This is a genomic window from Amycolatopsis thermophila, assembly GCF_030814215.1.
Lineage (GTDB): Bacteria > Actinomycetota > Actinomycetes > Mycobacteriales > Pseudonocardiaceae > Amycolatopsis_E > Amycolatopsis_E thermophila.
In genome coordinates this window covers 4712234-4736589 of record NZ_JAUSUT010000001.1, presented here as the reverse complement: position 1 = coordinate 4736589, position 24356 = coordinate 4712234, and the positions used below count along the sequence as shown (strand labels likewise).

The window sequence follows — 24356 nt, the reverse complement described above, 5'->3', positions numbered from 1 at the left end:
GTAACGGTGGGGGCGGCGCCGGTATTCCGGCGTCGCGCCGTGGAGCCGAGCCGTTCCACCGGGCACCCGGCCGGGCGCCGGGCGGGGCCGGAGGTCAACCCGCGGCGGCTGACGCCGGGCCCCGGGCAACCACACCGTCCCTTGGGCGCCCAGCCGGGCTCTGCCGGGCGCCGGCGGCCGGCGCACGGCTCCCCGGGGCAACCGCAGCACCCCGCGGAAGCCGACCCGGGTTCCCGCCGGGCTTCAAGCACCGGGCATGGGACACCGCTCAGCGCACGGGCGTGATCCGATCCGCCCAAGCTCGCCCCGGCCCGGGTTCCGTCCGCCGAAGGGGCCCCAGGGCAACCAGACCACCCCTCGGGCGCCCGCCGGGCGCCGTCGGCTGGCGCCGGGCCCCCGGGGCACCACACCGCCCGTTGGCGCCCAGCCGGGCTCTGCCGGGCGCAACGGCCGGCGCAGGGCACCCCGGGGCGACCGCAGCACCCCCGCGGAAGCCCGGCCGGGGTTCCGCGGGCGCCGCTCGCCGGGCTTCAAGCACCGGGCATGGGACACCGCTCCGCACACGGGCGTGATCCGACCCGCCCAAGCTCGCCCCGGCCCGGGTTCCGGCCGCCGAAGGGGCCCCAGGGCAACCACACCGCCCCTTGGGCGCCCGCCGGGCACCGTCGGCTGGCGCCGGGCCCCGGGACACCACATTCGCCCCTTGGGCACCCGGCCGGGCGCCCAGCCGGGCGCTGACGGCCGCTGCGGCCGGCGCAGGGCCCCCGGCGCCGGCCGCAGCACCCCCGCGGAAGCCCGGCCGGGGTTCAGCCGGCGCCGCAGGTCAACCGCACCGGCGGCCGGCCCGGGGCGAGCCCCGGGCGGCACCGTGTCACTGCCGGTAGGACTCCACCTCGCTGACCGGCCGGGCCTGCGCCTGGTCCGGGTTCTCGCCGAACTCGCGCGCGGCGCGGCGCTGGCGGAGCAGGTCCCAGCACTGGTCCAGCTGCTCCTCGACCCGGCGCATCCGGGTGCGGTCCTCGTCGCTCAGGCCGTCGCCGACCGAACGTGACCGCAGCTCGTGCTCCTCGGCGATCAGCTTGTCGATGTTGGCGATGATGTCCTGGTCGGCCATGGTGCTTCTCCTCGTTCCGGGGTCGTGTCGACCGTACCCGCGATCATCCGCGCTCACGCGAATAGCTGCGCCCCTTCCACGCGGCGCCGCGGCCGCGCCAGTGCCGCACGGCCGAGTCGACGGTCATCAGCAGGTACAGCGTCGCGGTGACCGGCAGCAGCAGCGCGGCCGGCCACGGCTGCCCGTAGTACCGCAGCATCGGGACGAACGTGACCGTCATCAGCACCCACGCCGCGAGCGCCGGCACCAGCACCCACGGCTGCCCGAGGCCCGCGACCGTCAGCACCGGTGGCGCGAGGAACACCACGGCCAGGCCCAGCACCGTCCCGGCGAGCAACACCACCGAGTGCCGCAACTGCGTGTACGCACTGCGGGCGATCATGCGCCACAACGATCCCAGCGTGGGGTACGGGCGCACGCTCCGCACGTCGTCGGCCAACCCGAGCCAGACACGGCCCCCGGCGCGCTTGACCGCCCGGCCGAGCGCGACATCGTCGATGACCGCCCCGCGGATCGCGGCCACTCCCCCGGCCCGCTCCAGCGCCGTCCGCCGCACCAGGCAGCAGCCGCCCGCCGCGGCCGCCGTGCGACCGGGTCCGTTCACCCGGTGGAACGGGTAGAGCATCGCGAAGAAGTACACGAACGCGGGAACCACGAGTCGTTCCCACACGGTGCGGGTCCGCAGGACCGCCATCTGGGACACCAGGTCCCGCTCGCCCGCGGCCTCGACCATCGCGGTGAGCGAATCCGGGCCGTGCAGCGATGTCGGCGTCGGTGAACAGCAGCCAGTCGACCTCGCCGGCGACCTCGACCCCGCGGGCGAGCGCCCAGGGCTTGCCCGTCCAGCCGTCCGGACGCTCACCCGATGCGGTGATCGTGACCCGGGCGCCGCCCAGCTCGCGGGCGAGGTCCGCGGTGCCGTCGGTGCTGCCGTCGTCGACGAGGACCAGGCGCAGCGGGCCGGGGTAACGCTGGGCGAGCAGCGTGGGCAGGGTGTCCGGCAGGACGGCGGCCTCGTCCCGCGCGGGCACCACGATCGCCACACTCGGCCAGGTCGCGGGCGGCCTGCGGGGCGGCAGCCGCTGCCCGGTGCGCCAGAACCCGGTCGCGGCCAGCCACGACCAGGCCAGGAGTGCGACCACGGCGAGGACGATCATCGGGCCAGCTTGCCAGGCACCCCGGTCGAACCGTGACGGAAGCGGCCGGGTACGGTAGTGTCACTCTTGTCGGGAGTTAATCGCAGGCTGGCAACCGGGCCGGTTTCGTTCCCTTCAGTTCGTCCAGCAGTCCCCACGATGTTCAGCGTCCGGCGCTGGACGAGGAAAAACGAAACACCGGGCTGCCGGTTGATCCTCCACGAGAGAAGTTCCTTTTTGAGCTCAACGGCTTCCGCCGCGCCCCCCGCGCCCAAGCCCCTGTTGTCCCAACCCGCCTCGATGGCCGAAATGGTGATCATCCGGGCGTTCCTGATCATCCCCTTCGCCGCGCTGATCGCGGCCGTGCCCCTGTTCTGGGGATGGGGCCTGAGCTGGCTCGACCTCGCGGTCGCCGCCGGGTTCTACACGGTGTCCACTTTGGGCATCACCATCGGATACCACCGGTACTTCACGCACGGCGCGTTCCGCGCCAACCGTCCACTCCGGATCGCGCTGGCGATCGCGGGGAGCATGGCCGCGCAGGGACCGGTGCTCGGCTGGGTCGCCGACCACCGCCGCCACCACGCGTTCTCCGACCGGGCGGGCGATCCGCACTCGCCGTGGCTGTTCGGCACCTCACCGGCCGCGCTGGCCAAGGGTTTCTGGCACGCGCACATGGGGTGGCTGTTCGGCCGCGATCGCACCAATGTGGAGCGTTTCGCGCCGGATCTGGCCGCTGACAAGGACATTCGCGCGGTGGATCGGTTGTTCCCGCTGTGGGTTTCGCTGTCGGTGCTGTTGCCGGCGCTGATCGGCGGGCTGGCCACGCTGTCGTGGTGGGGCGCGCTGACCGGGTTCCTGTGGGCCGGGCTGGCACGGGTTTCGTTCCAGCACCACGTGACCTGGTCGGTCAACTCGATCTGCCACATGATCGGCGACCGCCCGTTCGCCAGCCGCGACCGGTCGGCCAACTTCTGGCCGCTGGCGATCCTGTCGATGGGCGAGTCGTGGCACAACTCGCACCACGCCGACCCGACCTGCGCGCGGCACGGCGTGCGGCGGGGGCAGATCGACGTGTCCGCCCGCGTGATCTGGGCGTTCGAACGACTCGGCTGGGCCTGGCAGGTGCGCTGGCCCACCGAGCAACGGCTGGCCCGGCTGGCCGTGAAGACACCCGTCCAACCGAAGGGATCACCATGACCTGGGCCCGGCACGCCACGCAGGCGCAACCCGAAACCGGTCCGATCGCCGAGGCCCGCGCCCGCATGGCGCACGGCGAGGCGCTCGCGAACCACCGGGCCGCGCGCACGGTCGCCGACCACGCGCTGGACGTCCAGGACTGCCGAGAGCTGCTCGACATGCTCGGGCTGACCAACAGGGCAACCGCCCACAGTTAGAAAATCAAGGAGAAACACATGGCACAGGGCACCGTGAAGTGGTTCAACGCCGAGAAGGGCTTCGGCTTCATCGCTCAGGAGAGCGGCCCGGACGTCTTCGTCCACTACTCGGAGATCGACGGCAACGGCTTCCGCAGCCTCGAGGAGAACCAGCAGGTGACCTTCGAAATCACGCAGGGAGCCAAGGGCCCCCAGGCGAGCCGCGTCAGCATCGTCTGACACCACGAGCTCCGGTGTGCCCGGTTCCCTTCGGGGGACCGGGCACACCGCTTTTTTTTGGGGGTTTCCGGTGCGGTCAGGACCTCCGCGTCAGGCCGCCGGCTCGGTCAGCTCCGGCAGTCCCGCGGGGCTGCCGGCGTCGATCCACCGTGCCAACCGGTCCCGTTTGAACAGCTCGTCCAGCACCATGAACGCCGCGCCCACCACCCCGGCCTGGTCGCCGAGTGACGAGCGCACGATCCGCAGGTCGCGCGTCGCCAGGGGGAGGGATCGTCCGTAGATCACCTCGCGGATCGTGGCGAGCAGGTGGTCGCCCGCGCCGGCCACGCCGCCGCCGATCAGCAGCAGCGACGGGTTGAAGAACGACACCAGCATCGCCAGCTGGTCCCCGATCAGGCGCCCCGCCCGCTGGATCAGCTCGAGCGCCGCCCGGTCACCGTTCTGCGCCGCCCACGTCACGTCCTCCGCGGTGATCGTGCCGTTGTCCGCCAGACGCTCGGCGAGGACCTGGCTGCTGCCGTCCTTCGCGGCGATCTCGCCGTCCCGCGCCAGCGCCGCGCCGCCCGCAAGCGCTTCCAGGCAGCCGATGTTGCCGCACCGGCACACCACCGTCGTGTCGATGCGCGCCGCCGTGTGCCCGATGTCGCCGGCGCACCCCTGGCTGCCCCGGTGCAGGTGCCCGCCCGAGATCAGCCCGGCCCCGATCCCGGTGCCGATCTTCACGTACAGGTAGTCACGCACCCCGGCCGCCGCGCCCGCCCGGAACTCGCCCAGCGTCATGGCGTTGACCTCGTTGTCCACCCACACCGGCGCGCCGTGCCGTCGGGCGAAGTGGTCGCGCACCGGGTAGCCGTCCCAGCCGGGCATGATCGGTGGCGCGCTCGGCCGCCCGGTGGCGAACTCGACCGGCCCGGGCAGCCCGATGCCGACCCCCCACACCGGCGCGTCCGGCCGCGTGGCCAGCAGCTCGTCGAACAGCGCGTCGACCTGCGCCAGCACGGGTTCCGGCCCGCGGGCGACGTCGGACGGCTCGGTGCGCTGCGCCAGCAGGGACCCGGCCAGGTCGGTGAGCCCGGCGCTGACGCTGGTCGCGCCCAGCTCGGCGGTGAGGATCACCCCGGCGCCGGACCGGAACCGCAGCTCGCGCGGCGCGCGCCCGCCGCTGGACGGGCCCAGCTCGCCGTCCTCCAGCAACCCGGCGCGCATCAGGTGACCGACGCGCTGGCTGATGACCGTCCGCCCGAGCCCCGACCGTCTGCCCAGTTCGGGCCGGGTCCGCGCGGCGCCGGAGCGCACCAGGTCGAGCACCTGGACCAGATCGTCGAGCTGGTCGGACGGGATGGTTGCGGTCACGGCGGTCCCTTCGCTCGCACTACCCGGAATTCGTACCAAACCCGGGGTCAACCGGGCGTGACCTCCACCCAGTCGCGCCGCCGCGCGGACTCGAGCACCGCCTCGGTGATCGCCGCCGCGCGGGCACCGTCGGCCAGGGTCGGCAGCCCCTCGGGCCGCCCGCCGCGCATCGCGGCGTAGGCGTCGGCGATGAAGCCGGTGAAGCTGTCCAGGTAGCCCTGCGGGTGGCCGGCCGGAACCAGGTCGCGGGACCGGGCGTCCGGGCCGAAGCCGGGGTCGCCGCGGTGCAGGATCCGCGTCCCGTCGCGCCGGCCCATCCACAGGACCTCCGGCTCCTGCTGGTCGAACGCGTACTCGGTGTCCGGCGTGTCGATCCGCAGCTGCAGCTGGTTGCGCCGGCCGGGCGAGATCTGGCTGATCACCGTCGAGCCGAACACGCCCTGACCGGTCTCGAACTGCACCAGCGCCGCGTCCTCGGTGTCCACCGCGGCCCCGGCCCGTTGCGCCACCACGCGCGGCAGGATCGCGTGCACGCGGGCGATCCGTTGCCCGCTCACGAACTCCGCGAGATCGCACCAGTGCACGCCGATGTCCCCGAACGCGCGCGACGGCCCGCCGAGCGCGGCCTGGACGCGCCAGTTCGTGTCGCTGTCACGGGAGAGCCAGTCCTGCAGGTACTGCCCGTGGATCAGCCGGATCCGCTCACCGCGCACCCGCTCCCGCACCTCGCGCACCACCGGGTAGAAGCGGTAGGCGAAGGGAACGGCCACCACGCGGTCGGTGTCGCGCCACCGTTGTTCGAGGTCGGCGACCTCGCCGGTGCTCATCCCGACCGGCTTCTCCAGGACGACGTGCTTGCCCGCCGCCAGAGCGACGCGGGTCAGCGGTGCGTGCAGGGCGTTCGGCGTGCAGATGTGGACGACGTCGACGTCCGGGGAGGCGGCCAGCTCCTCCGCCGTGTCGACGGCGGTCCGGGCACCGAGCGCCGCCGCGGCTTCGCGCGAGCGGCTGGGCGTGGACGCGGCGACCGCCACGAGGTCCTGCCCGAGGGTGCGCACCGCGCGGGCGTGCACCGCTCCGATGAAGCCCGCGCCGATGATGCCGGCCCGCAACGGCTCGTTCGCCACTTCTCCCCCTGCTGGCCGTTCTTCTGCACTACCGTACTCATCTAATGATTACGGCGAACAAAAGTCAAGCACCAAAAAGGGGCGTCGTTCTCGACCAGCCTGGGGGTCACTGGGAGAACGACGCCTCCTCCATGATAGCCGCTCCGGAGCGGAACGCGCATGCCGAACCGATCCGGGCACGAAATCACGGCGAGTCCCGGTTCCGGCGGTCGCCATCCTCGTTCTCGCCGCGCCCGCGCGACCGGACGGCGCGCATCGGGGTGGCCGGCGAGGGCAACCGGCGGTTCCCCGAGGTGGCCGCCGAGGCGGCCGGCCCCCACCTGCCGACACGGGCGGCGACGCCCAACCAACCGGAACACAGACGCCGAACTGATCCGGGCACGAAATCACGGCGAGTCCCGGTTCCGGCGGTCGCCATCCGCGCTCGCGCCGCGCCCGCGCGACTGGGTGCCGGCATCGAGGTGGCCGACAAGGGCGACCGGTGGTTCCCCGAGGTAGCCGCCGAGGCGGCCAGCGCCTACCTGCCGACACGGGCGGCGACGCCAGACGAGCCGTACCCGCGCACGCCGAACCGATCCCGCCACGAAATCACCGTGAGTCCCGGCCGCCGGCGGCCACCACCCGCGCGCCCGTCACCGGGAAGAACCGGGACAGCGGCCGCGTCGACCCGGCCGCGACCAACCGTCAGCGGTAGTAGCCCTCCACGGGCACCCGCGCCTCGTCGAACAGGAACGGCCCGTCCTGCGGCACCGGCCTCGCCACGACCGGCGCGGTCGGTTCCTTCAGGCTCTCCAGCTGCTCCCCGGACAGCGCGAACACCACCCGCCCCAGCCCGGACCGCGCCAGCGCACCGGCGCACATCCCGCACGGCTGGCAGCTGGTGTACATCGTGGTGGCCGCCGCGGTTTCCGGCTCCAGCTCGCGCGCCGCCCACCGGGCCAGTTTCTGCTCGGGGTGGGCCGAGATGTCCCGGTCGGTGATCGTGGTGTTGCGCTCCTCGGCGAGGATCTGCCCGTCCGGGCCCACCAGCAGCGATCCGAACGGCGGGTTGCCCGACTCGCGCGCCTCGGCGGCCAGCTCGATCGCGCGCCGCAGGTACTTCTCTTCCATCAAACCTCCACGTGGGCGCGGACCGTCGCCAGCGCCTGCCAGGCGGCCTGCGGCCGCGTCGTTTCCTCCGGGTCTCCGCCGAACGGGTCCAGCACCACCGTCCCGGCGCCGAGCGTCTCGAGCTCTTCGAGGTCGGCGGTGACCTGCTCGATCGTGCCCTCCCCGGCTCGCCGCTCGGGGTCGTGCACGGGCGTGTCCGTCAGGCGCAGCACGATCCGCGGGACGAGCCCGGGCACCGGCCGTCCGCTCTCGTCGGCCAGCTCCTTCAACCGGCCCAGCATCCGGCGGTACCAGGTCAGGGTGAACCGCAGCGGGTGCCACGGCTCGCCCAGGCGCACGGCCCGCCGCAGAGCCGCCTGGCTGTTCCCGCCGATCCACAGGGGGACCCGGTCGTTCTCGCCCCACGCCGCCCGGATCGCGTCCAGGTACTCGTCGGTCAGCGCGCCGCGCCGGTCGAACGGAACGTCCAGGGCCGCGAACTCCTGCCGCGCCCAGCCGACCCCGACCCCCAGCACGAGCCGCCCACCGCTCAACGCGTTCAGGTTCGCCGCCATCCGCGCCGTCAGCAGGGGGTGCCGGTAGGGCAGCACGAGGACGGTCGTGCCGAGCCGGATCCGCTCGGTGACCCCCGCGAACCACGACAACGTCGTGAACGGCTCGTAGAACGGCGCCGGGTACTGCTCGGCCACGTCGGGCGTGATCACCACGTGGTCGGACACCATCAGCAGGTCGTAGCCCAGGCCCTCGACCGTCCGGCCCCAGTCGCGCAGGACGCCGGGGTCGGTGCCGGGCCCGAAGTTCGGAACGTTCACACCGAGTCGCACGAGATCCAGGCTAGGCAGCGATCGCCGTGGCGCACAGGGATTCTTCCCGCTATCACGGGCCCCGCGCCGTGGATCTGCCGGTAGATTCGGCGCATGACCGAGACCCTCGACGCGACCGACTGGGCGATCCTCGCCGAGCTGCAGCGGGACGGGCGGATCCCGCTGACCGAGCTGGGCCGCCGCGTCAACCTCAGCGCGTCCGCGGCGACCGAGCGCGTGAAGCGGCTCGAGGCGACAGGGGTGATCACCGGGTACCGCGCCGAGGTCGACCTCGGCAAGGTCGGCTACCCGGTGCTGGCCGTCGTCCGGTTGAAGTACCCGGGCAACCGGCACGAGCCGCTGCACGAGCTGCTCGCGGACCGCTGCGAGATCCTGGAGTGCCTGCGCACCACCGGCGACGACTGCTACACCCTCAAGGTCGCCGCCGCCTCGATGGAACACCTGGAGGAGGTCGTCGACCGGCTGGCGCACTTCGGCAGCACGACGACCAACGTCGTCTACCGCCGCACCCTTCCCGCCCGCGGCCCGTCCGGGCCGCCGCGCCGCGCCTGAGCCTCAGACCAGCGGCCGCCCCGTGCGCAGCCGGCGCCGGAAGTCCGCCAGGTAGGCGTTGTAGGGGAACTCGCGCAGCGGCTTGGGCGACAACCTCACCAGCACGCTCACGGCCTTGAGCACCTTCTCGAACCGGCGCTGGTCGCGCGCCGTCCAGTCCAGCTTCATCTCCTGCCGGAACTTGGCAGGCAGGAAACCGGTGGTGAGGAACCGGTTGACCGGCCCGAGGGCGCGGCTGACGATCTTCGGCAGGAACCTCAGGTCCGCGATGCCCATCAGGTACTCGCGGACCGTGTCGTCGATCGAGACCTCGTCCAGCGCCGCGTTCCAGTACTTCTCGAACGCGGCCCGGTCGGCCGGCCACATCTCCTCCTTGACCTGCAACGTGGTGCCCAGCACGGCGGAGTGCCGGTAGATCTCCTCGGCCTTCTCGCCCTCGAGCGGCCCGACGAAGGCCTCGTAGACGTCTTCGACCCCGCGGTAGAGACAGGCGGCGACCCACAGCTGGAGCTTCGGGTCGAAGGCGTTGTACCGCACCGGGCTCTGCTCGGTCGAGCGGACCTGCCGGTGGGAGACGTTGACGGCCTCGCGGTAGGCCGCGCGTTCCTCGTCGCTGCCCAGCGCCGCGACCGCCAGGTAGGTGATGGTCGTCCGGTTGCGCTTGATCGGGTGCTTGAACAGGTTCCCGCTGTCCACCCGGCTCTCGTACACGCCGTACCCGACCCCGGGATGGGCGAGCTGCATGATCACGTTCGCGCCCGCGGCCAGCAGGCCGGCGCCGATCATCGCGTCGTCCAGGCGGGCCGGGGCGGCAGCCTGGCCCATCGTCGGTCTCCACTCTGCTCACGTCCGTTCGCAGATATTGCAGCGCGCCCTGGGCACACCTGTCCACACGGGGTGGCTGGACGGGCCCTGGAACTGTCCGAAGAGGACCTGGGGAACCACGGCACCGAGGTCTTCGTCGCCGTTCCGGGGACCGCCTGATCACTCTACTTAACGAGCGCTTAATAAGCTATCGTCGGCAGGAGACCACAGGAGGTGCCGCCCGATGAGCAGCCGTGCCGTCCGGATCGCGAACTTCTCCGGATATCTGGGGGACCGCTACACGGCGATCGACGAGGCGATGAGCGGCGATCCGGTCGACGTGCTGATCGGCGACTACCTCGCCGAGGTCACCCTGGCCGCGCTCGCGGTCGGTTACCGGCGCGACCCCGAGCGCGGTTACGTCGAGTACTTCGTGGACCAGATCCGCCCGCACCTGGCCGCGCTCGCCGCCCGCGGGGTGAAGGTCGTGACCAACGCCGGCGGCTTCCACCCGGCCGCGCTGGCGGAGAAGCTGCGCAAGGTCGCCGCCGACGAGGGCGTCGCGCTGCGGGTGGCACACGTGGAGGGTGACAACGTCCTGTCGCGGCTGGGCGAGTACGCCGCGGCCGGGCACCGCATGGAGAACCTGGACACCGGCGCGCCCCTGGCGTCCTGGGGGCACGAACCCTTGGCGGCCAACGCCTACCTCGGCGGCTGGGGCATCGCCGCCGCGCTGGCCGAGGGTGCCGACATCGTGGTGTGCGGGCGGGTGGCCGACGCGTCGCTGGTCACCGGGCCGGCCGCGTGGTGGCACGGCTGGGCGGCCGACGACTGGGACGCCCTCGCCGGTGCGGTCACCGCGGGCCACATCATCGAGTGCGGCTCGCAGGCCGTGGGCGGCAACTTCTCCGGCTTCACGCGGATCCCGGACATGCTGGTCCCCGGGTTCCCGATCGCCGAGGTCGCCGCGGACGGCAGCAGCGTGATCACCAAGCACGCCGGGCACGGCGGCGCGGTCACCGTCGACACGGTGACCGCCCAGCTGGTGTACGAGATCCAGGGCCCGCACTACCTCAACCCCGACGTGACCGCGCACCTGGACACCGTGCGGCTGGCCGCGGCCGGACCGGACCGCGTCGAGGTCACCGGCGCGACCGGGACCCCTCCCCCGCCGACCACGAAGGTCGCGGTGTTCGCCGCGATCGGGCACACGCTCGTCAACACCGTCTACGTCACCGCGCCGGACGTGGACGCCAAGGTGGCGCTGCTGCGCGCGCAGATTTCGCGCGATCTGCCCGAGGGCGTGGAACTGGACATCACGCGCCTGGGCACCGCGGCGGAGAACCCTCGGACGCAGTGGGACGCGACGGTCGCGTTGCGGGTGATGGCGGTGGCCGCGACACCCGAACCGCTGGCGAAGCTGAACCTGCCAGCCCGCCTGGGATCGCTGTACCTGCAGAGCATCCCGGGCTTCTACCACGACGGCGGCGCCGGCCTGACCGGGCGCAGCAAGCCGCGCATCGACTATTGGCCGGCGCTGCTGCCGATGTCCGAGGTCGCCCACCGGGTGGTCCTCGACGACGGCCGCACGCTGCCGGTCGGGCCCCCGCCGACGGCGCCCGTGCACCCGCAACCGGTGCACCGCGAACCGGCCGGGGCACCGGCCGCGGTGGGCGTGCGCGAGGCGCCGCTCGGTGCGGTGGCGTACGCGCGCAGCGGCGACAAGGGCGGCAACAGCAACGTCGGAGTATGGGTGCCCGACGAACGGGCCTGGCCGTGGCTGCGGCAGACACTGTCCACAGCGGAGCTTCGCCGTCTGCTGCCCGAGGCCGCGGGCCTGGACATCGTCCGGCACGAGTTCCCGCACCTGCGGGCCGTGCACTTCGTCCTGCGCGGGCTGCTGGGCACCGGCGGTTCCGCGAACCTGCGCGCCGACCAGGTCGGCAAGGCCGTCGGCGAATACCTGCGCGCCAAGCACGTCCTGATCCCCGAGGAGCTGCTCGCCGATGTCGCTGAGTGACCGCATCACCGCCGCCGTGGCGAAGCCGGCCACGAGCGACGAGTTCGACCCGCACGCCGAACTGGCCGAGGTGCTCGCCGGGATCGGGATGAGCCCGGACGACACCGGAGGCACGATCTCCTTCCGCGGGGCGGATCCGGTGGTGCCGAGCACGCTGCGGCTGGGCGGGTCGGCGGCGATCGCGCTGGCCGCGAAGTCCGCGGCGATCGCGAAGCTGTGGCGGCTGCGCGGCGGTGACGGGCAGGACATCGCGGTCGACCTGCGGGTGGCGCCGCACCGGCTGTGCCCGTTCTACGACCGCAAGTGGGAACTGCTCAACGGCTATCCGGGGAGCACGCCCGCCAACCCCTCGAACGCGCTGGGCTTCCACTTCTACCGCACGGCCGACGACCACTGGGTGATGCCGCTCAACCCGTACCCGAAGATCAAGCTCGCGGCGCAGAAGCTGCTCGGCGTGCCCGACGACACGGAGGCGGTCGCGGCGGCGATCGCGAAGTGGCGGGGCCGGGACCTGGAGAACGCGGCCGTCACCGCGGGCGCGGTGCTGCCGATGCTGCGCACGCCGGCCGAGCTGATGGCCGAGCCGCACTACCGCGAGGTGTTCGCGGACCTGCCGCTGGTCGAGGTCACGAAGATCGGGGAGAGCGCGCCGGAACCGCTGGGGCCGGCGGAGGATCCGCTGTCCGGGATCCAGGCGCTGGGCATGGGCCACGTGATCGCCGGTGCCGGGGTGGGGCGGGCGCTGGCGTTGCACGGTGCGGACGTGCTGAACGTGTGGCGCCCGAACGAGCTGGAGCACGACGTCACCTACATCACGGCGAACGTCGGGGTGCGGTCCGCGACGATCAGCCCGTACGACGAGGCGGGCGCGCGGCGGCTGCGCGCGTTGCTGGGCGGGGCGGACGTCTTCTACGCCAACCGCCGTCCGGGCTATCTGGACAAGATCGGGTTCTCGGCGCAGGAGGCCGCGCAGGTGCGGCCGGGCATCATCCACGCGACGGCTTCGCTGAACGGGGAGCAGGGCCCGTGGGCGGACCGCGTCGGGTTCGACCAGAGCGCGGGGAGCCTGGTCGGGATGATGCACCTGGAGGGCGACGGGTCGCGGCCCGCGCTGCCGCCGATCCTGGTGGTCAACGACTACATCGTGTCGTGGCTGATGAGCGCCGGGATCGTCGAGGCGCTCGCGCGGCGCGCCGTCGAGGGCGGCAGCTACCGGGTGCACGTGTCGCTCACGCGGGCCGCGCTGTGGATCCTGAGCCTGGGCGTGTTCGACAAGACGTACGCGACCGAGACCGCCGGGCGCGGCGAGGAGCACGCGTACCTCGACCCGGAGACCTTCACCGCCGACACGCCGCTCGGGCACTACCAGGGCGTGACGGACCAGGTGCGGATGTCGGCCACGCCCGGCCGGTACCGCACGGTGCTGGTGCCGCGCGGCTCGTCCCGGCCGGAGTGGCTCACCGCGGAGTGAGCCGTCCGGCGCACCTCCGCGTGGGGAAGGTGACGGCGCTCGAGCAGCAGCCCGCGCCGGGGGCGGACGGTTTCGGGCGGAGAACCGGGGCCTTTCGCCGCCGCTTGCGGGTCCGGGCGCGTCGCGGAGAGCGCTTCCAGGTGGACGACGAACTGCCGGGAGAAGGCCGACGCCCGGCCGCAGCGCGCCGTGGGCTACCGGGGGTGGGCCGGGCGGGTGGAGCAGCACCTGGCGGAAGCCATCGACCGCGGCGGGCTGCCGTGCACCTCGTGCCGCAGATCCAGCTCGCGTGCTGGGCACGCTCGTCGGCCGGCGCGGACGGGATCGGCTGGGCTCGGCCGCGCAAGCACGCGAAGCGGGTGTTCGGGGAGCATTCCAGGACCGGAGTGGTCACCAGCTGAGCAGCCGGGGCGGGCAGAACGGGACAGGCAGAACGGGGCGGCGCGGCCACACCCCACTGGACCGCGCCGCCCCGGGCCTCCACCGGCCGCCGCGACTGCCGGGTCTCACCCGGCCGCCCCGGGTCTCACCCGGCCGCCGCGACTGCCGAGTTTCACACGGCCGCCGCCGCGCCGGAAGTCACCCCGCCGCCACAGCGGCGCCAGTCACGCAGGCGCCGCCGCGCCGGAAGTCACCCCGCCGCCACAGCGGCGCCAGTCACGCAGGCGCCGCCGCGCCGGAAGTCACCCCGCCGCCACAGCGGCGCCAGTGACTCCCGCCGCCGCGCCGGGAGTCACCCTGCCGCCACAGCGGCGCGAGTCACGCGGCGGTCGCGGCTTCGAAGAACCACGCCACCGTCAGCGCGCCCGGGTCCACGACCCCGCGGGCGTGCTCCCCGACGTAGCTCGCCCGGCCGCGCTTGGCCAGCAGCTCCGCGGTCGAGCGTGCCCCCGCGTCGGCCGCCGCCGCGGCTTCCTTCAGCGCGGTCTCCACGTCGGCGCCCCGCGAGGCCGCCGCGGCCAGGGCCTCCGCCGCCGGCACCATCGCGTCCACCATCGTCTTGTGGCCGACCTCGGCACCGCCCAGCCGGCGCACCACCGCTTCGGCCTCCCCCGCCGCCGCGGCCAGGCTCCGGATCGACACCTCGTCGCCCAGGCCCTTCGCGAACTCGCGGAACCACATGCCGAACAGCGGCCCGCTCGTGCCACCGGTGTTCAAGAAAGCGGTCGACACCGCGGTGAACACCTCGTCCGGGGTCGACGGGTCGTCCGCGGCCAGGTTCGCCCGCACCCGGCCCAGGGCGGAGCGCAGGTTGGTGCCGAAGTCCCCGTCACCGGCGCGGCGGTCCAATTCGGTCAGCTCGGCGCCGCGCTCGTCGATGACGGCGGCGAACCGCTCGATCCACTTGCGACTGTCCACAAGAGTCTCCTTCACCAGGTCAGGGCCGGCGTGCGGACCGGCGCGTCCCACAGGGCGGTCAGTTCGTCGTCGGTGCGCAACAGCGTGATCGAGCAGCCCCGCATGTCCAGCGCGGTCACGTACGACCCGACCAGCGCGCGCCCGACGCGGACGCCGAGCCCGTCCAGGAAACCGGCCAGCTCGCGGTGGACCACCGACAGCTCCAGGCCGTGCGTGGCGCCGAGCCCGTTGACGATGGTGATCACCTCGTCGCCCCGGTCCAGCCCGAGCGCGGCGACCAGTGGTTTCGCCAGGTCGGCGACCAGTTCCCGCGCCGGCGCGTAGGGCCGGCGCCCGACACCGTGCTCGCCGTGGATGCCGACCCCGAACTCGATCTCCCCCTCGGGCAGGTCGAACGAGGGCCGGTCCTGCCCCGGCTGCGTGCACGCCGCCAGCGCCAGCGCCATCGTGCGGGCAGAGGACACGACCCGCTCCCCCAGCGCGGCCACCTCGTCCAGGGACGCGCCGTTCTCCGCCGCCGCGCCGCAGATCTTCTCCACCGCGACGACGGCGGCCGTGCCGCGGCGGCCGGGCGCGCCGTCCTCCTGGCCGTCGGTGGCGAGGTCGTCGTCGACGAGGACGGTCCGCACCTCGATGCCGTCGTCGGCGGCCAGTTCGGCGGCGATCCGGAAGTTCAGCACGTCACCGGTGTAGTTCTTGACGATCAGCAGCACGCCGCGCCCGCGGTCGGCCGCGCCGATGGCCGCGCGGATCTGGAACGCGGTTGGGCTGGCGAACACCGCGCCCGGGACGGCGGCGTCGAGCATGCCGGTTCCGACGAAACCGGTGTGCAGCGGCTCGTGCCCGGACCCGCCGCCGGAGACCAGCGCGACCTTGTCCACCTGCCGCGCCCGGACCACGTATGCCGGGTCCTCGTGCCGGCGGACCAGGTCCGGATGCGCCCGCTGGAGCCCCTCCAGCGCCTCCCGCACGAACTCGTCCGGATCGTTCACGAGCTGACGTACCGCCATGCCGCTCCTCCGTCATCGTCGACTGTCATTCGACATTATCGAATATCGTCCGAAGATAGGACGACGGGGGACTGTTGTAAAGTGCGGGCGGGCAGGAGGGACGCCGATGATCCAGTCCGTCGACCGGGCAGTCCGCGTGCTCGCCGTGCTCCAGGCGGAGCGGCGGGTGAGCCTGTCCGAGATCGCGGCCCGGCTCGGGCTCGCACCGTCCACAGTGCACGGGATCATCAAGACCCTGCAGGCCCACGGCCTGGTGCTGCAGGACCGCGGCTCGGCCCGCTACCGGCTGGGGCCGGCCGTGCTCAAACTGGGCAACGTCTACCTGGACACCCTCGAGCTCCGCTCCCGCGCGCTGACCTGGGCCGCCGAGCTGGCGCGCACCACCGGGTTCGCGGTGCGGACCGGGGTGCTGCTGCCGGGCGAGGTGATGATCGTCCACCACGAGCCGCGCCCGGACGGCTCACGCCAGATGCCGGAGGTCGGGATCGTCATCCCCGCCCACGCGAGCGCGCTCGGCAAGGCGATGCTGGCCTGGTCCCCCGGCCTCGCGCCGGAGCCGCTGCGCAGCATGACCCGGGACACCGTGACCGACCCGGACGAACTGGCCGGCCACCTGCGGCGCATTCGCGACGAGGCCCTGGCGACCGAGGTCGAGGAGGCGGTGATCGGCGAATGCGGCCTCGCCGCCCCGATCTTCGACGCCGGCCCGGACATCACGGGGGCGATCGGCGTGGTCGTGCCGATGACCGACTGGCCGGCCGGGCCCGCGGTGGCGGGCGCGGTCCGGGAGGCGGCGCGGGCGATCTCGCGCGAGCTGGGTGCGCCGGCGTGGCCGCCCGCCGGGGCGTGATCGCCCGGCACCGGGGTACCCCACCGCCATGACGACCTCACCCTTCGAACCCGACCCCCACCTCGGCGAGGAGCGCATCGCCGCCGCGGACGCCGGCCGGGGAGCTCCCGAACCGGCGCCCGGGTTCGGCCCGCGCGGCGCCGGTGAGGAGGACGAGCACCGCGCGGACGCGGCGGACCAGGAGCGCGAAGACTCCTGATCCGCCGCCGTCACCGGGGAACTCGGTACGGGCACGTGTCCCGGCACCCAGAGATGCAGGGAACCGGCCACATCCGGCAGGCGCGCACCGGCGAATCACCGGTCCGCGGAATCGGGCGGCGAGCAGCGCGCGGCGCACGACCGCGTCAGCTCACGATCGCGCCCGTGCCGGACAACCCGTCCATCCGCGACCACCCCAGCGGGCCGGTTTTCGCGCGCGTTACGGTTTCCGGCCGACCACACCGACGATGCACTGGGCGGCGTCGCTGAGCGGGGTGAGGCGCGGGCCGTCCGGCCACCACTCGTCGCACACCGCCAGGCCCGGCTCGGACAGCGCGTTGGGCTTGATCAGCTCGAGTCCGGGCAGCATCGCGAGGATCTCGTCCCGGGTGCGGAACCGGCCGGCGCCCATCGGGCCGTGGACGAGGATGTCCTCGATCCGTTTCGCGACCGCGGTCAGCTCCGGCACCCCGGGGTCGAAGAAGTGCGAGAACACCACGTAGGACCCCGAGGGCAGCGCGTCGATGTACTCGCGCATGACGTCCGCCGCCCCGTCACCCTCGAAGTGGTGCAGCGTGCCGACGTGCAGCAGCACGAGGGGCTCGCTGAAGTCGAGGTGGCGCCGCACGACCTCGTTGTTCAGGACCTGCGGTGGCTCGAAGATGTCCGCCTCGGTCATGTGGACGAATTCGTTCTCCTCGAGCAGCGCGCGGCCGTGGGCGAGGACGACCGGGTCGTTGTCGACGTAGACGACCGTCGCCTCGGGCTTGGCGCGCTGCACGATCTGGTGGGTGTTCTCCGCCGTGGGCAGGCCGGAGCCGCAGTCGAGGTACTGGGTCACCGGGGTCTGCGTGGCCAGGAAACGGCAGGCGCGGTTGAGGAAGCCGCGGTTACCGCGCGCGATGTCGACCGCCTCGGGGACCGCGGCGTTGATCTTCTGCATCACCGCGCGGTCGACCTCGTAGTGGTCCTTGCCACCGAGGAAACCGTCGTAGATGCGGGCGATGCTGGGCCGTGTCGGGTCGACGCCGACGGGCACCTGGCTGGGCGAAGAAGTCATCGATACACCTTCTCGCGGGCGGGTGGGTCCACCCAGCGTAGTGCTCCACGTCCGGTGCGTGAAAGCGCCCGCGCGTTCAGGCGACGGGTGCGTTCTCGGCCAGCGCGGACCCCACGTCCGGGTAGATCGGGAGCACCCGGTCCAGGCCGGCGAGCTTCAGCGGCTGCAGCACCGTCGCGCTCGCCGCGACCACCCGCAACGGCGTGTGGTTGCGGGTGCAGCGGTCGTCGGAGTTGACCAGCATCGTGAGCCCGCACCAGCCGAAGAAGCCGACCTCCTCGAGATCGAGCACGACCGGGCCGGGCGGCGACGCCGCCAGCACGGCGGTGCTGAACTCCTCCTGCAGGTGCCCGAGCGAGCTGAAGTCGACCTCGCCGGTGACGTGCAGGACCACCGCGGGTGCGCGGGTCTCGCGGCGGACGGTGAGCAGACCGTCGGCGGAGGTCCTGACCGACATGGTGCTGCCCTCCCCTGCGCACGAGTCCGGTGCGGTTGTCCTACCACGCGACCTGCGGGGTGTCCACCTGCGCAACGTCCTGACCAGGCGTTCCTGGCCTCGAGAGCCTCGCCGGCCACGCGCGGACCATCAGGTACGCGCAGATTTCCCGCACATCTTCTCTTGACATGACGATTTCCTGCACCGACGATCCTTCTCATGCAGGAAGACGTCAAAGGACGGGAACTGGATCGCCGGATCGTCGCGGCGCTGCAGCTCAACGGCCGGGCGTCCTGGGGTGCGATCGCCCGCCACACGGGCACCAGCGAGTCGACGGTGCTGCGCCGCGCCGCCCAGCTCACCGAGAGCGGGCAGGTGCGGGTGATCGGCGTCGTGGACGTGCTGCGCTGCGGGCTCGGGGTGCCGGTGCTGGTGCGGTTCCGCTGCCGCCCCGGCACGGCGGGCGCGGTCGCCGAGGCCGTCGCGGCCCGCCCCGAGACCCGCTACGCGAGCGTGCTCACCGGCAGCGCGGACCTCACCGCCGAACTGGTGCTGCCGACGCACTCCGATGTGGCGCGGATCCAGCTGGACGGACTGCCGGGCGGCGACAACGTGCTGGAGACCGAGACGCTCGCCGTGATGCGGACCTTCACGTCCAACCACGACTGGGACTCCGGCGTGCTCGGCCCGGACGCGGTGGCCGGGCTGCGCGGGCCCGACGTGCGGCCGTTCGAGGAACAGCTGTGGGAGCAGCCGCCGGAGAAGCTCGACGAGCTGGACCTGGCCATCATCGCCGCGCTCGGCGAGGACGGCCGCATGTCGTTCAAGGAGCTGTCCCGCCAGGTCGGCAGCAGCGAGTCGACCGCGGCGCGCCGCGTGGACTCGCTGGTCAAGCGCGGCTGCCTGCGCTTCCGCACGCTCGCCGAGCCGGGCATCCTCGGCTTCACCGTCGAGTTCATGTTGTGGCTGTCGGTGCTGCCGGCCCACTTGGACGCCGCCGGCCAGCAGCTCGCCGCCCACCCCGGCACGCGCTACCTGTCCGCCACCACCGGCCGGTTCAACCTGGTCGGTCAGGTGGTGCTGCGCCACTACGGGGAGCTCTACCGCCACACCACCGACGTCGTGGGCGCACTGCCCGGCCTGCAGGCCGCCGACGTCACGTTGCAGGTGTCGACCCTCAAGCGCGCCTGGACCCCCACCCCCCGAACCATCCTGGAGGACGTGTGACCGACCAGCTTTCCCCGTGGCAGTGGGACGAATCGACGTGGCGGGGCCACGTCGGCCGGGTCCGGGCCGGACGGTCGCTGCGGCCGTCGTCGTGGCCGGGCGGCGCGCGCGTGGCCGTCGCGTTGTCGTTCGACTCCGACCACGAGACGCCCGCGCTGCGCGACGGCGAGACGTTGCCCGGCAAGCTCGCCCAGGGCGAGTACGGCGCGCGGGTCGGTGTGCCGCGGATCCTGCGCCTGCTCGAGCGGATCTCCGCACCCGCCACGTTCTTCATGCCCGCGGTGTCGGCGCTGCTGCACGACGGCGAGATCAAGTCCTATGTGGATGGCGGGCACGAGGTCGCGCTGCACGGGTGGATCCACGAGCGCAACACGTCGCTGCCCCCGGGCGCCGAGCGCGACCTGGCCTTCCGCGCTGCCGACACGCTGGAGAGACTGGCCGGCACGCGTCCGGCCGGCATCCGCACGCCGTCGTGGGACTTCTCCGCCGACACCCTGGCGATCACCCGCGAGCTGGGCCTGGCCTACGACTCGTCGCTGATGGCCGACGACGACTGCTACGAACTGCTGGCCGACGGCGAGCCCACCGGCGTGGTCGAGCTGCCGGTGGAGTGGATCCGCGACGACGCCCCGTACTTCATGATGGACCGCTTCGCGTCACTGCGCCCGTACACGCCGCCGCGCGGGGTGCTGTCCATCTGGCGCGACGAGTTCGACGCCGCCTACGCCGAAGGCGGGCTGTTCCAGCTCACCCTGCACCCGCACATCATCGGCCACCGCTCGCGGATGGCCGTCCTCACCGAACTGCTGGACCACATCAGCGGCCACGACGGCGTCTGGTTCGCCACCCACGCCCAGGTCGTCGCCCACGTCCTCGCCGAGCAGGAGACGCCATGACCACCCAGGCCGTGTCCACACAGGACCACCGGCTCTCCGCCGCCCAGCGCAAGGCGATCGTCGCCGGCGCCATCGGCAACACCGTCGAATGGGTCGACTGGGCCGTCTACGCGACGTTCGCCCCGGTGTTCGCCAGGCAGTTCTTCACGCCGGGCAACGAAACCACCGCGCTGCTGTCCGCTTTGGCCGTGTTCGCGGTCGGGTTCGTGATGCGGCCGATCGGCGGCGCCGTGCTCGGCGCGTACGCCGACCGGCACGGCCGCAAGAAGGGCCTGACGCTCACCATCTCGCTGATGGCCGGCGCCTCCCTGGTGATCGCGGTGTGCCCGACGTATGCGAAGGTCGGTGTGCTGGCGCCGCTGGTGCTGCTGCTCGCCCGGCTGGTGCAGGGGTTCTCCGCCGGTGGCGAGTTCGGCTCGTCCTCGGCGTTCCTGATCGAGTCGGCCGCCCGCGGACGGCGGGCGTTCGCCGGTTCGTGGCAGCAGGTGTCGGTCGGCGCGGGCGCGCTGATCGCCTCGCTGCTGGGGACGGTGCTGAACTCGACGTTGTCGGAAGCGCAGCTGCAGGGCTGGGGCTGGCGTCTGGCGTTCGCGATCGCCGGGCTGCTCGGCCTGGTCGGGCTGTGGCTGCGGCGTTCGGTGCACGAGACCGAGGCGTTCACCCGGATCAAGGACCGGCCGCGCCGCAACCCGCTGGCCGCCATGTTCCGGGACCACCCGAAGGCGGCCCTGCGGGTGGCCGGGGTGACCATCGCCGGCACGCTCATCTACTACGTGTGGGTCACCTACATGCCCACCTACGCCCACCTCGCGACCGGGATGCCGCTGCGCACCGCGCTGCTGGCCAACACACTCGCGATCGTGGTGTTCCTGGTCCTGCTGCCCTTCGGCGGGCTGCTGTCCGACCGGATCGGGCGCAAACCCACGATGACCGCGTTCGCCGCCGGCTTCCTGCTCTTCTCGTGGCCCGCGTTCCACTTCCTGGCCGACGACTTCTGGACGTTGCTGCTCATCGAGATCGTCGGCATGGTGCTGATCGTCGGGTACTCGGCCAACTGCGCCGTCATCATGGCCGAGCAGTTCCCCGCCGAGGTCCGCACGACCGGGATCGGGCTGCCCTACGCGCTGGCGGTCGCGATCTTCGGGGGGACCGCGCCGTACGTGACGACGTGGATGAACGCCGGCGGCCTCGGTCACCTGGTGTGGCTGTACGTGGCGATCGCGGCGGTGATCGGTGTCGCCGTCTACGCCACGATGCCCGAGACCAAGGGGAAGGAGCTGTAGTGCGGCACGTGCTCGTCACCGGCGCCGCCGGCGGGATCGGCGCCGCGATCGCCGGACGGTTCCGCGGTGACCGCCTGACCCTGGCCGACGTGGACGGTCCGCGGCTCGCCGAGCGGGCCGCCGAACTGGACGCCGCCTGGTTCGCGGGCGATCTGGCCGATGCCGCGTTCGCGTCGTCGCTCGTGGATGACGCCGGTGCCGTCGATGTCCTGGTGAACGCCGCCGGGATCTACCCGGCCACTCCCCTGCTGGAGATGACGGCGTCCACCTGGGACCGGGTGCAGGACGTCAACGTCCGCGCGGCCATGCTGACGACCGTCGCATTCGGACGGCGGTGTGTCGCGGCGGGTCGCGGTGGCGTGGTGGTGAACATCTCGTCGGGTGCCGCGACCCGCGCCCGGCCGGGTGCCGCGCACTACGCGACGTCCAAGGCCGCGCTGGAGATGCTGACCAAGGCCTGCGCGGTCGAGCTCGGTCCGCACGGGATCCGCGTCAACGCGGTCAGTCCCGGTTTCGTCACCGTCGACAGTGCGGCGAACCCGGTCACCGAGGAGTACGCGGCCGCGGTGTCGGTCAACCCGCTGGGGCGGCGCGGGCTGCCCGGCGACATCGCCGAGGCGGTGCACTGGCTCGCCGGTGAGCAGGCCTCGTGGATCACCGGCGCCGTGCTGCGCGTGGACGGCGGGTCGACCGCCGGGGCGCCCGGGCTGCCGTTGCACTGGGACGGCACCACCGCCGTCCAGGAAGGGAGCGTTCATGTCTGAGCCGTACACGATCGTCGGGGGTGGGGCGATCGGCGGCACGCTGGGGTTCCACCTGGCCCGCGCCGGGCACCCGGTGCGGATCGTCGATACCGATGCCGCGCACGTCGCCGCGATCCGCCGGCACGGTCTGGTGCTGCGCGGCGCGGACGGCGACGCTCGCGTGGTCGTGGAAGCGTTTTCCCCCGACGAGGCACCGGCGCGGCTGAGCCGGGTGCTGCTCGCGGTGAAGGCGCAGGCGACCGAGCACGTGCTGCCGTGGCTCGCGCCGCGGCTGGCGCCGGACGGGTTCGTGGTGTCGCTGCAGAACGGGTTGAACGAGTCCACGATCGCTTCGGTGGTGGGCGCGCAGCGGACCGTCGGGGCGTTCGTGAACCTGTTCGCCGACGTGGTCGCGCCGGGCGTGATCCGGGACGGTGGCGCCGGCGCCCTGGTGGTCGGCGAACCCGACGGGCGGATCACGCCGCGGGTCGAGCGGATCGTGGCGGACCTGCAGGCGTGGGGCCCGGCGAAGGCGACGGCCAACGTCGAGGGCTTCCTGTGGTCGAAGCTGGGCTTCGGGGCGATGCTGACCACGACCGCGCTGGCCGACGCGCCGATGGCGGACTTGATCGACGCCCACCGGCCGCTCATGCACGCGATCACGGCGGAGGTGCTGGCCGTCGCGGGTGACCGGGTCCTGGAGCCGTTCGACCAGTTCGACCCGGCCGCGTACCTGCCGGCGGCGCCGGTCGCGGCGCGGGAGGCGGCGACGGACCGGCTGGTGGCGTGGCTGCGGAGCCAGCCGAAGGACCGCAGCGGCATCTGGCGGGACATCGCGGTGCGGCACCGCCCGGTCGAGGTGCACCACCACTACCGGCCGGTGCTCGCCGAGGCCGCTTCCCGGGGCGTGGGTGTGCCGCTGCTGACGGCGATGCTCGCGCTCTTGCGCGACGTCGAGGCCGGACGCAGGCTCATGTCGGAGGATCACCTGAGGGAACTGGAGCGGATGCTGTGAGCGACGTCCGGGCGTTGCACGAGTGGGTGCGGGCACACCGCGAGGAGATGGTCGACGACCTGGGCCGGTACGTCGACCTGGAGACCCCGAGCACCGACCGGTTGCTGCTCGAGGCCGGACTGTCCTGGTTGGACGGCTGGCTGCGGGCGCGGCTGGGTGAGCCGTCGTCGGTGCAGGTCACCGAGGGCGGCCGCTTCGGCGACGTGCGGGTGTACGACTACCCGGGTTCGGGTGCCGCGCCGGTGTTGCTGCTGTGCCACTACGACACGGTGTGGCCACAGGGGACGCTCGCCGGCTGGCCGTTCACCGTGGACGGTGACCGGGCGACCGGTCCGGGTGTGTTCGACATGAAGTCCGGGCTGGTGCAGGCGGTGTGGGCGCTGCGGGCGCTGGAGGCGGCCGGGTTGCCGCGGCCGCCGGTGCGGCTGGTGCTCAACGGCGACGAGGAGATCGGCAGCCCGGTGTCGCGGCCGGTGATCGAGGCGTCGGCGTCGGGTGTCCAGGCGGCGCTGGTGTTCGAGGCGGCGGCCGACGGCGCGCTGAAGACCGCCCGCAAGGGCGTGGGGATATACCGGATCAGCGCGACGGGGGTCGAGGCGCACGCCGGGCTCGACCCGGGCAAGGGCGCCAGCGCGGTGGACGAGATCGCGCGGATGGTGCTGACGCTGCACGGGCTGACCGATCACGGCGCGGGCACGACGGTGAACGTGGGGGTGATTTCCGGCGGGTCGCGGGGCAACGTGATCGCCGGGGCCGCCTCGGGCGAGGTCGACGTGCGGGTGTCCAGCGCGGCGGAGGCGGCGCGGGTGGAGGCCGCGCTGGCCGGGCTGGGAGCGGCCGACCCGCGGGCGACGGTGTCGGTCGAGGGCGGTTGGAACCGGCCGGTGATGGAGCGGTCCGCGGGGATCGCGCGGTTGTTCGGGCTGGCCCGGGACCTCGCCGCGGAGCTGGGTGTGACGCTGCGGGAATGCGCGGTGGGCGGCGCCAGCGACGGCAACTTCGTGGCCGCGCTGGACATCCCGGTGCTCGACGGCTTCGGCGCGGTCGGCGACGGCGCGCACGCCCGGCACGAGCACATCAGCATCGACGGCATGCTGGAACGAAGCGCCCTGGCCGCGGCGGTGCTGCACGCGCTGGCCTGAGCGCGCGAGC

At 73.1% G+C, this 24356-nt stretch carries 26 protein-coding genes and 1 pseudogene; 14 read left to right on the top strand and 13 right to left on the bottom strand.

Features of this window, described 5'->3' with window-relative positions:
* Positions 1 to 871: 871 nt before the first annotated feature.
* The 4 genes and pseudogenes from FB470_RS23250 to FB470_RS23235 form a co-directional block, all read right to left on the bottom strand.
* Positions 872 to 1114 carry a DUF2630 family protein gene (locus FB470_RS23250; RefSeq protein WP_306994781.1) on the bottom strand — a complete coding sequence of 81 codons (243 nt, stop codon included), beginning with the start codon at positions 1112 to 1114 and terminating at the stop codon, positions 872 to 874.
* A gap of 43 nt (positions 1115 to 1157) precedes the next feature.
* Positions 1158 to 1847, bottom strand: a complete 690-nt coding sequence (locus FB470_RS23245) for a glycosyltransferase (protein WP_306994779.1) — start codon at positions 1845 to 1847, stop codon at positions 1158 to 1160.
* Positions 1848 to 1917: 70 nt separating this feature from the next.
* A pseudogene (locus FB470_RS23240) lies at positions 1918 to 2271 on the bottom strand (glycosyltransferase); the annotation flags it as partial.
* Positions 2268 to 2570, bottom strand: a complete 303-nt coding sequence (locus FB470_RS23235) for a hypothetical protein (RefSeq protein ID WP_306999625.1) — start codon at positions 2568 to 2570, stop codon at positions 2268 to 2270. The pseudogene FB470_RS23240 and the gene FB470_RS23235, both read right to left, overlap by 4 nt.
* Here FB470_RS23235 and FB470_RS23230 point away from each other — a divergent pair.
* The 3 genes from FB470_RS23230 to FB470_RS23220 are packed head-to-tail and all read left to right on the top strand — an operon-like array spanning position 2551 to position 3866.
* Entirely contained in the window at positions 2551 to 3450 is a 900-nt protein-coding gene (locus FB470_RS23230; RefSeq protein ID WP_370876538.1) for an acyl-CoA desaturase, read from the top strand. The genes FB470_RS23235 and FB470_RS23230 overlap by 20 nt on opposite strands.
* Positions 3447 to 3647 (top strand): hypothetical protein, encoded by a 201-nt coding sequence (locus tag FB470_RS23225; protein WP_306994775.1) that lies wholly within the window; start codon positions 3447 to 3449, stop codon positions 3645 to 3647. Before FB470_RS23230 ends, FB470_RS23225 begins: the two co-directional genes overlap by 4 nt.
* 18 nt (positions 3648 to 3665) lie before the next feature.
* Positions 3666 to 3866, top strand: a complete 201-nt coding sequence (locus FB470_RS23220; protein ID WP_020421349.1) for a cold-shock protein — start codon at positions 3666 to 3668, stop codon at positions 3864 to 3866.
* A 90-nt stretch (positions 3867 to 3956) separates the two neighbouring features.
* On the opposite strand, the gene FB470_RS23215 is transcribed toward FB470_RS23220, so the two are convergent.
* The 4 genes from FB470_RS23215 to FB470_RS23200 form a co-directional block, all read right to left on the bottom strand.
* Positions 3957 to 5219 carry an ROK family protein gene (locus tag FB470_RS23215; protein ID WP_306994772.1) on the bottom strand — a complete coding sequence of 421 codons (1263 nt, stop codon included), beginning with the start codon at positions 5217 to 5219 and terminating at the stop codon, positions 3957 to 3959.
* A gap of 47 nt (positions 5220 to 5266) precedes the next feature.
* Entirely contained in the window at positions 5267 to 6346 is a 1080-nt protein-coding gene (locus tag FB470_RS23210) for a Gfo/Idh/MocA family protein (RefSeq protein ID WP_306994770.1), read from the bottom strand.
* Positions 6347 to 7030: 684 nt separating this feature from the next.
* Entirely contained in the window at positions 7031 to 7456 is a 426-nt protein-coding gene (locus FB470_RS23205) for a nucleoside deaminase (RefSeq protein ID WP_306994768.1), read from the bottom strand.
* Complete coding sequence (locus FB470_RS23200) at positions 7456 to 8280, bottom strand: LLM class flavin-dependent oxidoreductase (protein WP_306994766.1); 825 nt, start codon at positions 8278 to 8280, stop codon at positions 7456 to 7458. The genes FB470_RS23205 and FB470_RS23200 overlap by 1 nt, the downstream gene beginning before the upstream one ends.
* Before the next feature lie 93 nt (positions 8281 to 8373).
* Here FB470_RS23200 and FB470_RS23195 point away from each other — a divergent pair, with 93 nt between their 5' ends.
* Positions 8374 to 8832: an Lrp/AsnC family transcriptional regulator gene (locus FB470_RS23195; protein ID WP_306994764.1), complete on the top strand. Its 459-nt coding sequence runs from the start codon at positions 8374 to 8376 to the stop codon at positions 8830 to 8832.
* Positions 8833 to 8835: 3 nt separating this feature from the next.
* Here the strand turns inward: FB470_RS23195 and FB470_RS23190 are convergent, their stop codons facing one another.
* Positions 8836 to 9657 carry an oxygenase MpaB family protein gene (locus FB470_RS23190; RefSeq protein ID WP_306994762.1) on the bottom strand — a complete coding sequence of 274 codons (822 nt, stop codon included), beginning with the start codon at positions 9655 to 9657 and terminating at the stop codon, positions 8836 to 8838.
* A gap of 223 nt (positions 9658 to 9880) precedes the next feature.
* Between FB470_RS23190 and FB470_RS23185 the strand changes: the two genes are divergently transcribed.
* Positions 9881 to 11656, top strand: coding sequence for an acyclic terpene utilization AtuA family protein (locus FB470_RS23185; protein WP_306994760.1), 1776 nt, complete (start codon positions 9881 to 9883; stop codon positions 11654 to 11656).
* Positions 11643 to 13127 carry a CoA transferase gene (locus FB470_RS23180; protein WP_306994758.1) on the top strand — a complete coding sequence of 495 codons (1485 nt, stop codon included), beginning with the start codon at positions 11643 to 11645 and terminating at the stop codon, positions 13125 to 13127. Before FB470_RS23185 ends, FB470_RS23180 begins: the two co-directional genes overlap by 14 nt.
* A gap of 759 nt (positions 13128 to 13886) precedes the next feature.
* On the opposite strand, the gene dhaL is transcribed toward FB470_RS23180, so the two are convergent.
* The gene (gene dhaL / locus FB470_RS23175) at positions 13887 to 14486 is read right to left on the bottom strand and encodes a dihydroxyacetone kinase subunit DhaL (protein ID WP_306994756.1); all 600 of its coding nucleotides are present in this window, start codon (positions 14484 to 14486) and stop codon (positions 13887 to 13889) included.
* Between the two features lie 11 nt (positions 14487 to 14497).
* The gene (locus tag FB470_RS23170; protein WP_306994755.1) at positions 14498 to 15496 is read right to left on the bottom strand and encodes a dihydroxyacetone kinase subunit DhaK; all 999 of its coding nucleotides are present in this window, start codon (positions 15494 to 15496) and stop codon (positions 14498 to 14500) included.
* Positions 15497 to 15602: 106 nt separating this feature from the next.
* On the opposite strand from FB470_RS23170, the gene FB470_RS35990 reads away from it, so the two are divergent.
* Together FB470_RS35990 and FB470_RS23160 are read left to right on the top strand one after the other, a co-directional pair.
* Entirely contained in the window at positions 15603 to 16346 is a 744-nt protein-coding gene (locus FB470_RS35990) for an IclR family transcriptional regulator (protein WP_306994754.1), read from the top strand.
* A 28-nt stretch (positions 16347 to 16374) separates the two neighbouring features.
* Positions 16375 to 16545, top strand: a complete 171-nt coding sequence (locus tag FB470_RS23160) for a hypothetical protein (protein WP_306994752.1) — start codon at positions 16375 to 16377, stop codon at positions 16543 to 16545.
* A 219-nt stretch (positions 16546 to 16764) separates the two neighbouring features.
* Here FB470_RS23160 and FB470_RS23155 read toward each other — a convergent pair whose 3' ends face one another.
* Entirely contained in the window at positions 16765 to 17604 is an 840-nt protein-coding gene (locus FB470_RS23155; protein WP_306994750.1) for an SAM-dependent methyltransferase, read from the bottom strand.
* Between the two features lie 76 nt (positions 17605 to 17680).
* Complete coding sequence (locus tag FB470_RS23150) at positions 17681 to 18061, bottom strand: STAS domain-containing protein (protein ID WP_306994748.1); 381 nt, start codon at positions 18059 to 18061, stop codon at positions 17681 to 17683.
* Positions 18062 to 18259: 198 nt separating this feature from the next.
* Here FB470_RS23150 and FB470_RS23145 point away from each other — a divergent pair, with 198 nt between their 5' ends.
* From FB470_RS23145 to FB470_RS23120, 6 genes are read left to right on the top strand one after another with little or no spacing between them, the layout of a single operon-like run.
* Positions 18260 to 19267 carry an Lrp/AsnC family transcriptional regulator gene (locus FB470_RS23145; protein ID WP_306994746.1) on the top strand — a complete coding sequence of 336 codons (1008 nt, stop codon included), beginning with the start codon at positions 18260 to 18262 and terminating at the stop codon, positions 19265 to 19267.
* Complete coding sequence (locus FB470_RS23140; protein ID WP_306994744.1) at positions 19264 to 20163, top strand: polysaccharide deacetylase family protein; 900 nt, start codon at positions 19264 to 19266, stop codon at positions 20161 to 20163. Before FB470_RS23145 ends, FB470_RS23140 begins: the two co-directional genes overlap by 4 nt.
* Positions 20160 to 21446 carry an MFS transporter gene (locus FB470_RS23135; RefSeq protein ID WP_306994742.1) on the top strand — a complete coding sequence of 429 codons (1287 nt, stop codon included), beginning with the start codon at positions 20160 to 20162 and terminating at the stop codon, positions 21444 to 21446. Before FB470_RS23140 ends, FB470_RS23135 begins: the two co-directional genes overlap by 4 nt.
* Positions 21446 to 22210, top strand: coding sequence for an SDR family NAD(P)-dependent oxidoreductase (locus tag FB470_RS23130; protein WP_306994740.1), 765 nt, complete (start codon positions 21446 to 21448; stop codon positions 22208 to 22210). Before FB470_RS23135 ends, FB470_RS23130 begins: the two co-directional genes overlap by 1 nt.
* Complete coding sequence (locus FB470_RS23125) at positions 22203 to 23204, top strand: ketopantoate reductase family protein (protein WP_306994739.1); 1002 nt, start codon at positions 22203 to 22205, stop codon at positions 23202 to 23204. The genes FB470_RS23130 and FB470_RS23125 overlap by 8 nt, the downstream gene beginning before the upstream one ends.
* Positions 23201 to 24346 carry a M20 family metallopeptidase gene (locus tag FB470_RS23120; RefSeq protein ID WP_370876536.1) on the top strand — a complete coding sequence of 382 codons (1146 nt, stop codon included), beginning with the start codon at positions 23201 to 23203 and terminating at the stop codon, positions 24344 to 24346. Before FB470_RS23125 ends, FB470_RS23120 begins: the two co-directional genes overlap by 4 nt.
* Positions 24347 to 24356: the final 10 nt, after the last annotated feature.

Coding starts and splice junctions, on each gene's coding strand:
- FB470_RS23250 (WP_306994781.1), bottom strand. CDS start 1,114: ATGGCCGACCAGGACATCATCGCCAACATCGACAAGCTGATCGCCGAG.
- FB470_RS23245 (WP_306994779.1), bottom strand. CDS start 1,847: ATGGTCGAGGCCGCGGGCGAGCGGGACCTGGTGTCCCAGATGGCGGTC.
- FB470_RS23230 (WP_370876538.1), top strand. CDS start 2,551: ATGGCCGAAATGGTGATCATCCGGGCGTTCCTGATCATCCCCTTCGCC.
- FB470_RS23235 (WP_306999625.1), bottom strand. CDS start 2,570: ATGATCACCATTTCGGCCATCGAGGCGGGTTGGGACAACAGGGGCTTG.
- FB470_RS23225 (WP_306994775.1), top strand. CDS start 3,447: ATGACCTGGGCCCGGCACGCCACGCAGGCGCAACCCGAAACCGGTCCG.
- FB470_RS23220 (WP_020421349.1), top strand. CDS start 3,666: ATGGCACAGGGCACCGTGAAGTGGTTCAACGCCGAGAAGGGCTTCGGC.
- FB470_RS23205 (WP_306994768.1), bottom strand. CDS start 7,456: ATGGAAGAGAAGTACCTGCGGCGCGCGATCGAGCTGGCCGCCGAGGCG.
- FB470_RS23195 (WP_306994764.1), top strand. CDS start 8,374: ATGACCGAGACCCTCGACGCGACCGACTGGGCGATCCTCGCCGAGCTG.
- FB470_RS23190 (WP_306994762.1), bottom strand. CDS start 9,657: ATGGGCCAGGCTGCCGCCCCGGCCCGCCTGGACGACGCGATGATCGGC.
- FB470_RS23185 (WP_306994760.1), top strand. CDS start 9,881: ATGAGCAGCCGTGCCGTCCGGATCGCGAACTTCTCCGGATATCTGGGG.
- FB470_RS23180 (WP_306994758.1), top strand. CDS start 11,643: ATGTCGCTGAGTGACCGCATCACCGCCGCCGTGGCGAAGCCGGCCACG.
- FB470_RS23170 (WP_306994755.1), bottom strand. CDS start 15,496: ATGGCGGTACGTCAGCTCGTGAACGATCCGGACGAGTTCGTGCGGGAG.
- FB470_RS35990 (WP_306994754.1), top strand. CDS start 15,603: ATGATCCAGTCCGTCGACCGGGCAGTCCGCGTGCTCGCCGTGCTCCAG.
- FB470_RS23160 (WP_306994752.1), top strand. CDS start 16,375: ATGACGACCTCACCCTTCGAACCCGACCCCCACCTCGGCGAGGAGCGC.
- FB470_RS23155 (WP_306994750.1), bottom strand. CDS start 17,604: ATGACTTCTTCGCCCAGCCAGGTGCCCGTCGGCGTCGACCCGACACGG.
- FB470_RS23150 (WP_306994748.1), bottom strand. CDS start 18,061: ATGTCGGTCAGGACCTCCGCCGACGGTCTGCTCACCGTCCGCCGCGAG.
- FB470_RS23145 (WP_306994746.1), top strand. CDS start 18,260: ATGCAGGAAGACGTCAAAGGACGGGAACTGGATCGCCGGATCGTCGCG.
- FB470_RS23135 (WP_306994742.1), top strand. CDS start 20,160: ATGACCACCCAGGCCGTGTCCACACAGGACCACCGGCTCTCCGCCGCC.
- FB470_RS23125 (WP_306994739.1), top strand. CDS start 22,203: ATGTCTGAGCCGTACACGATCGTCGGGGGTGGGGCGATCGGCGGCACG.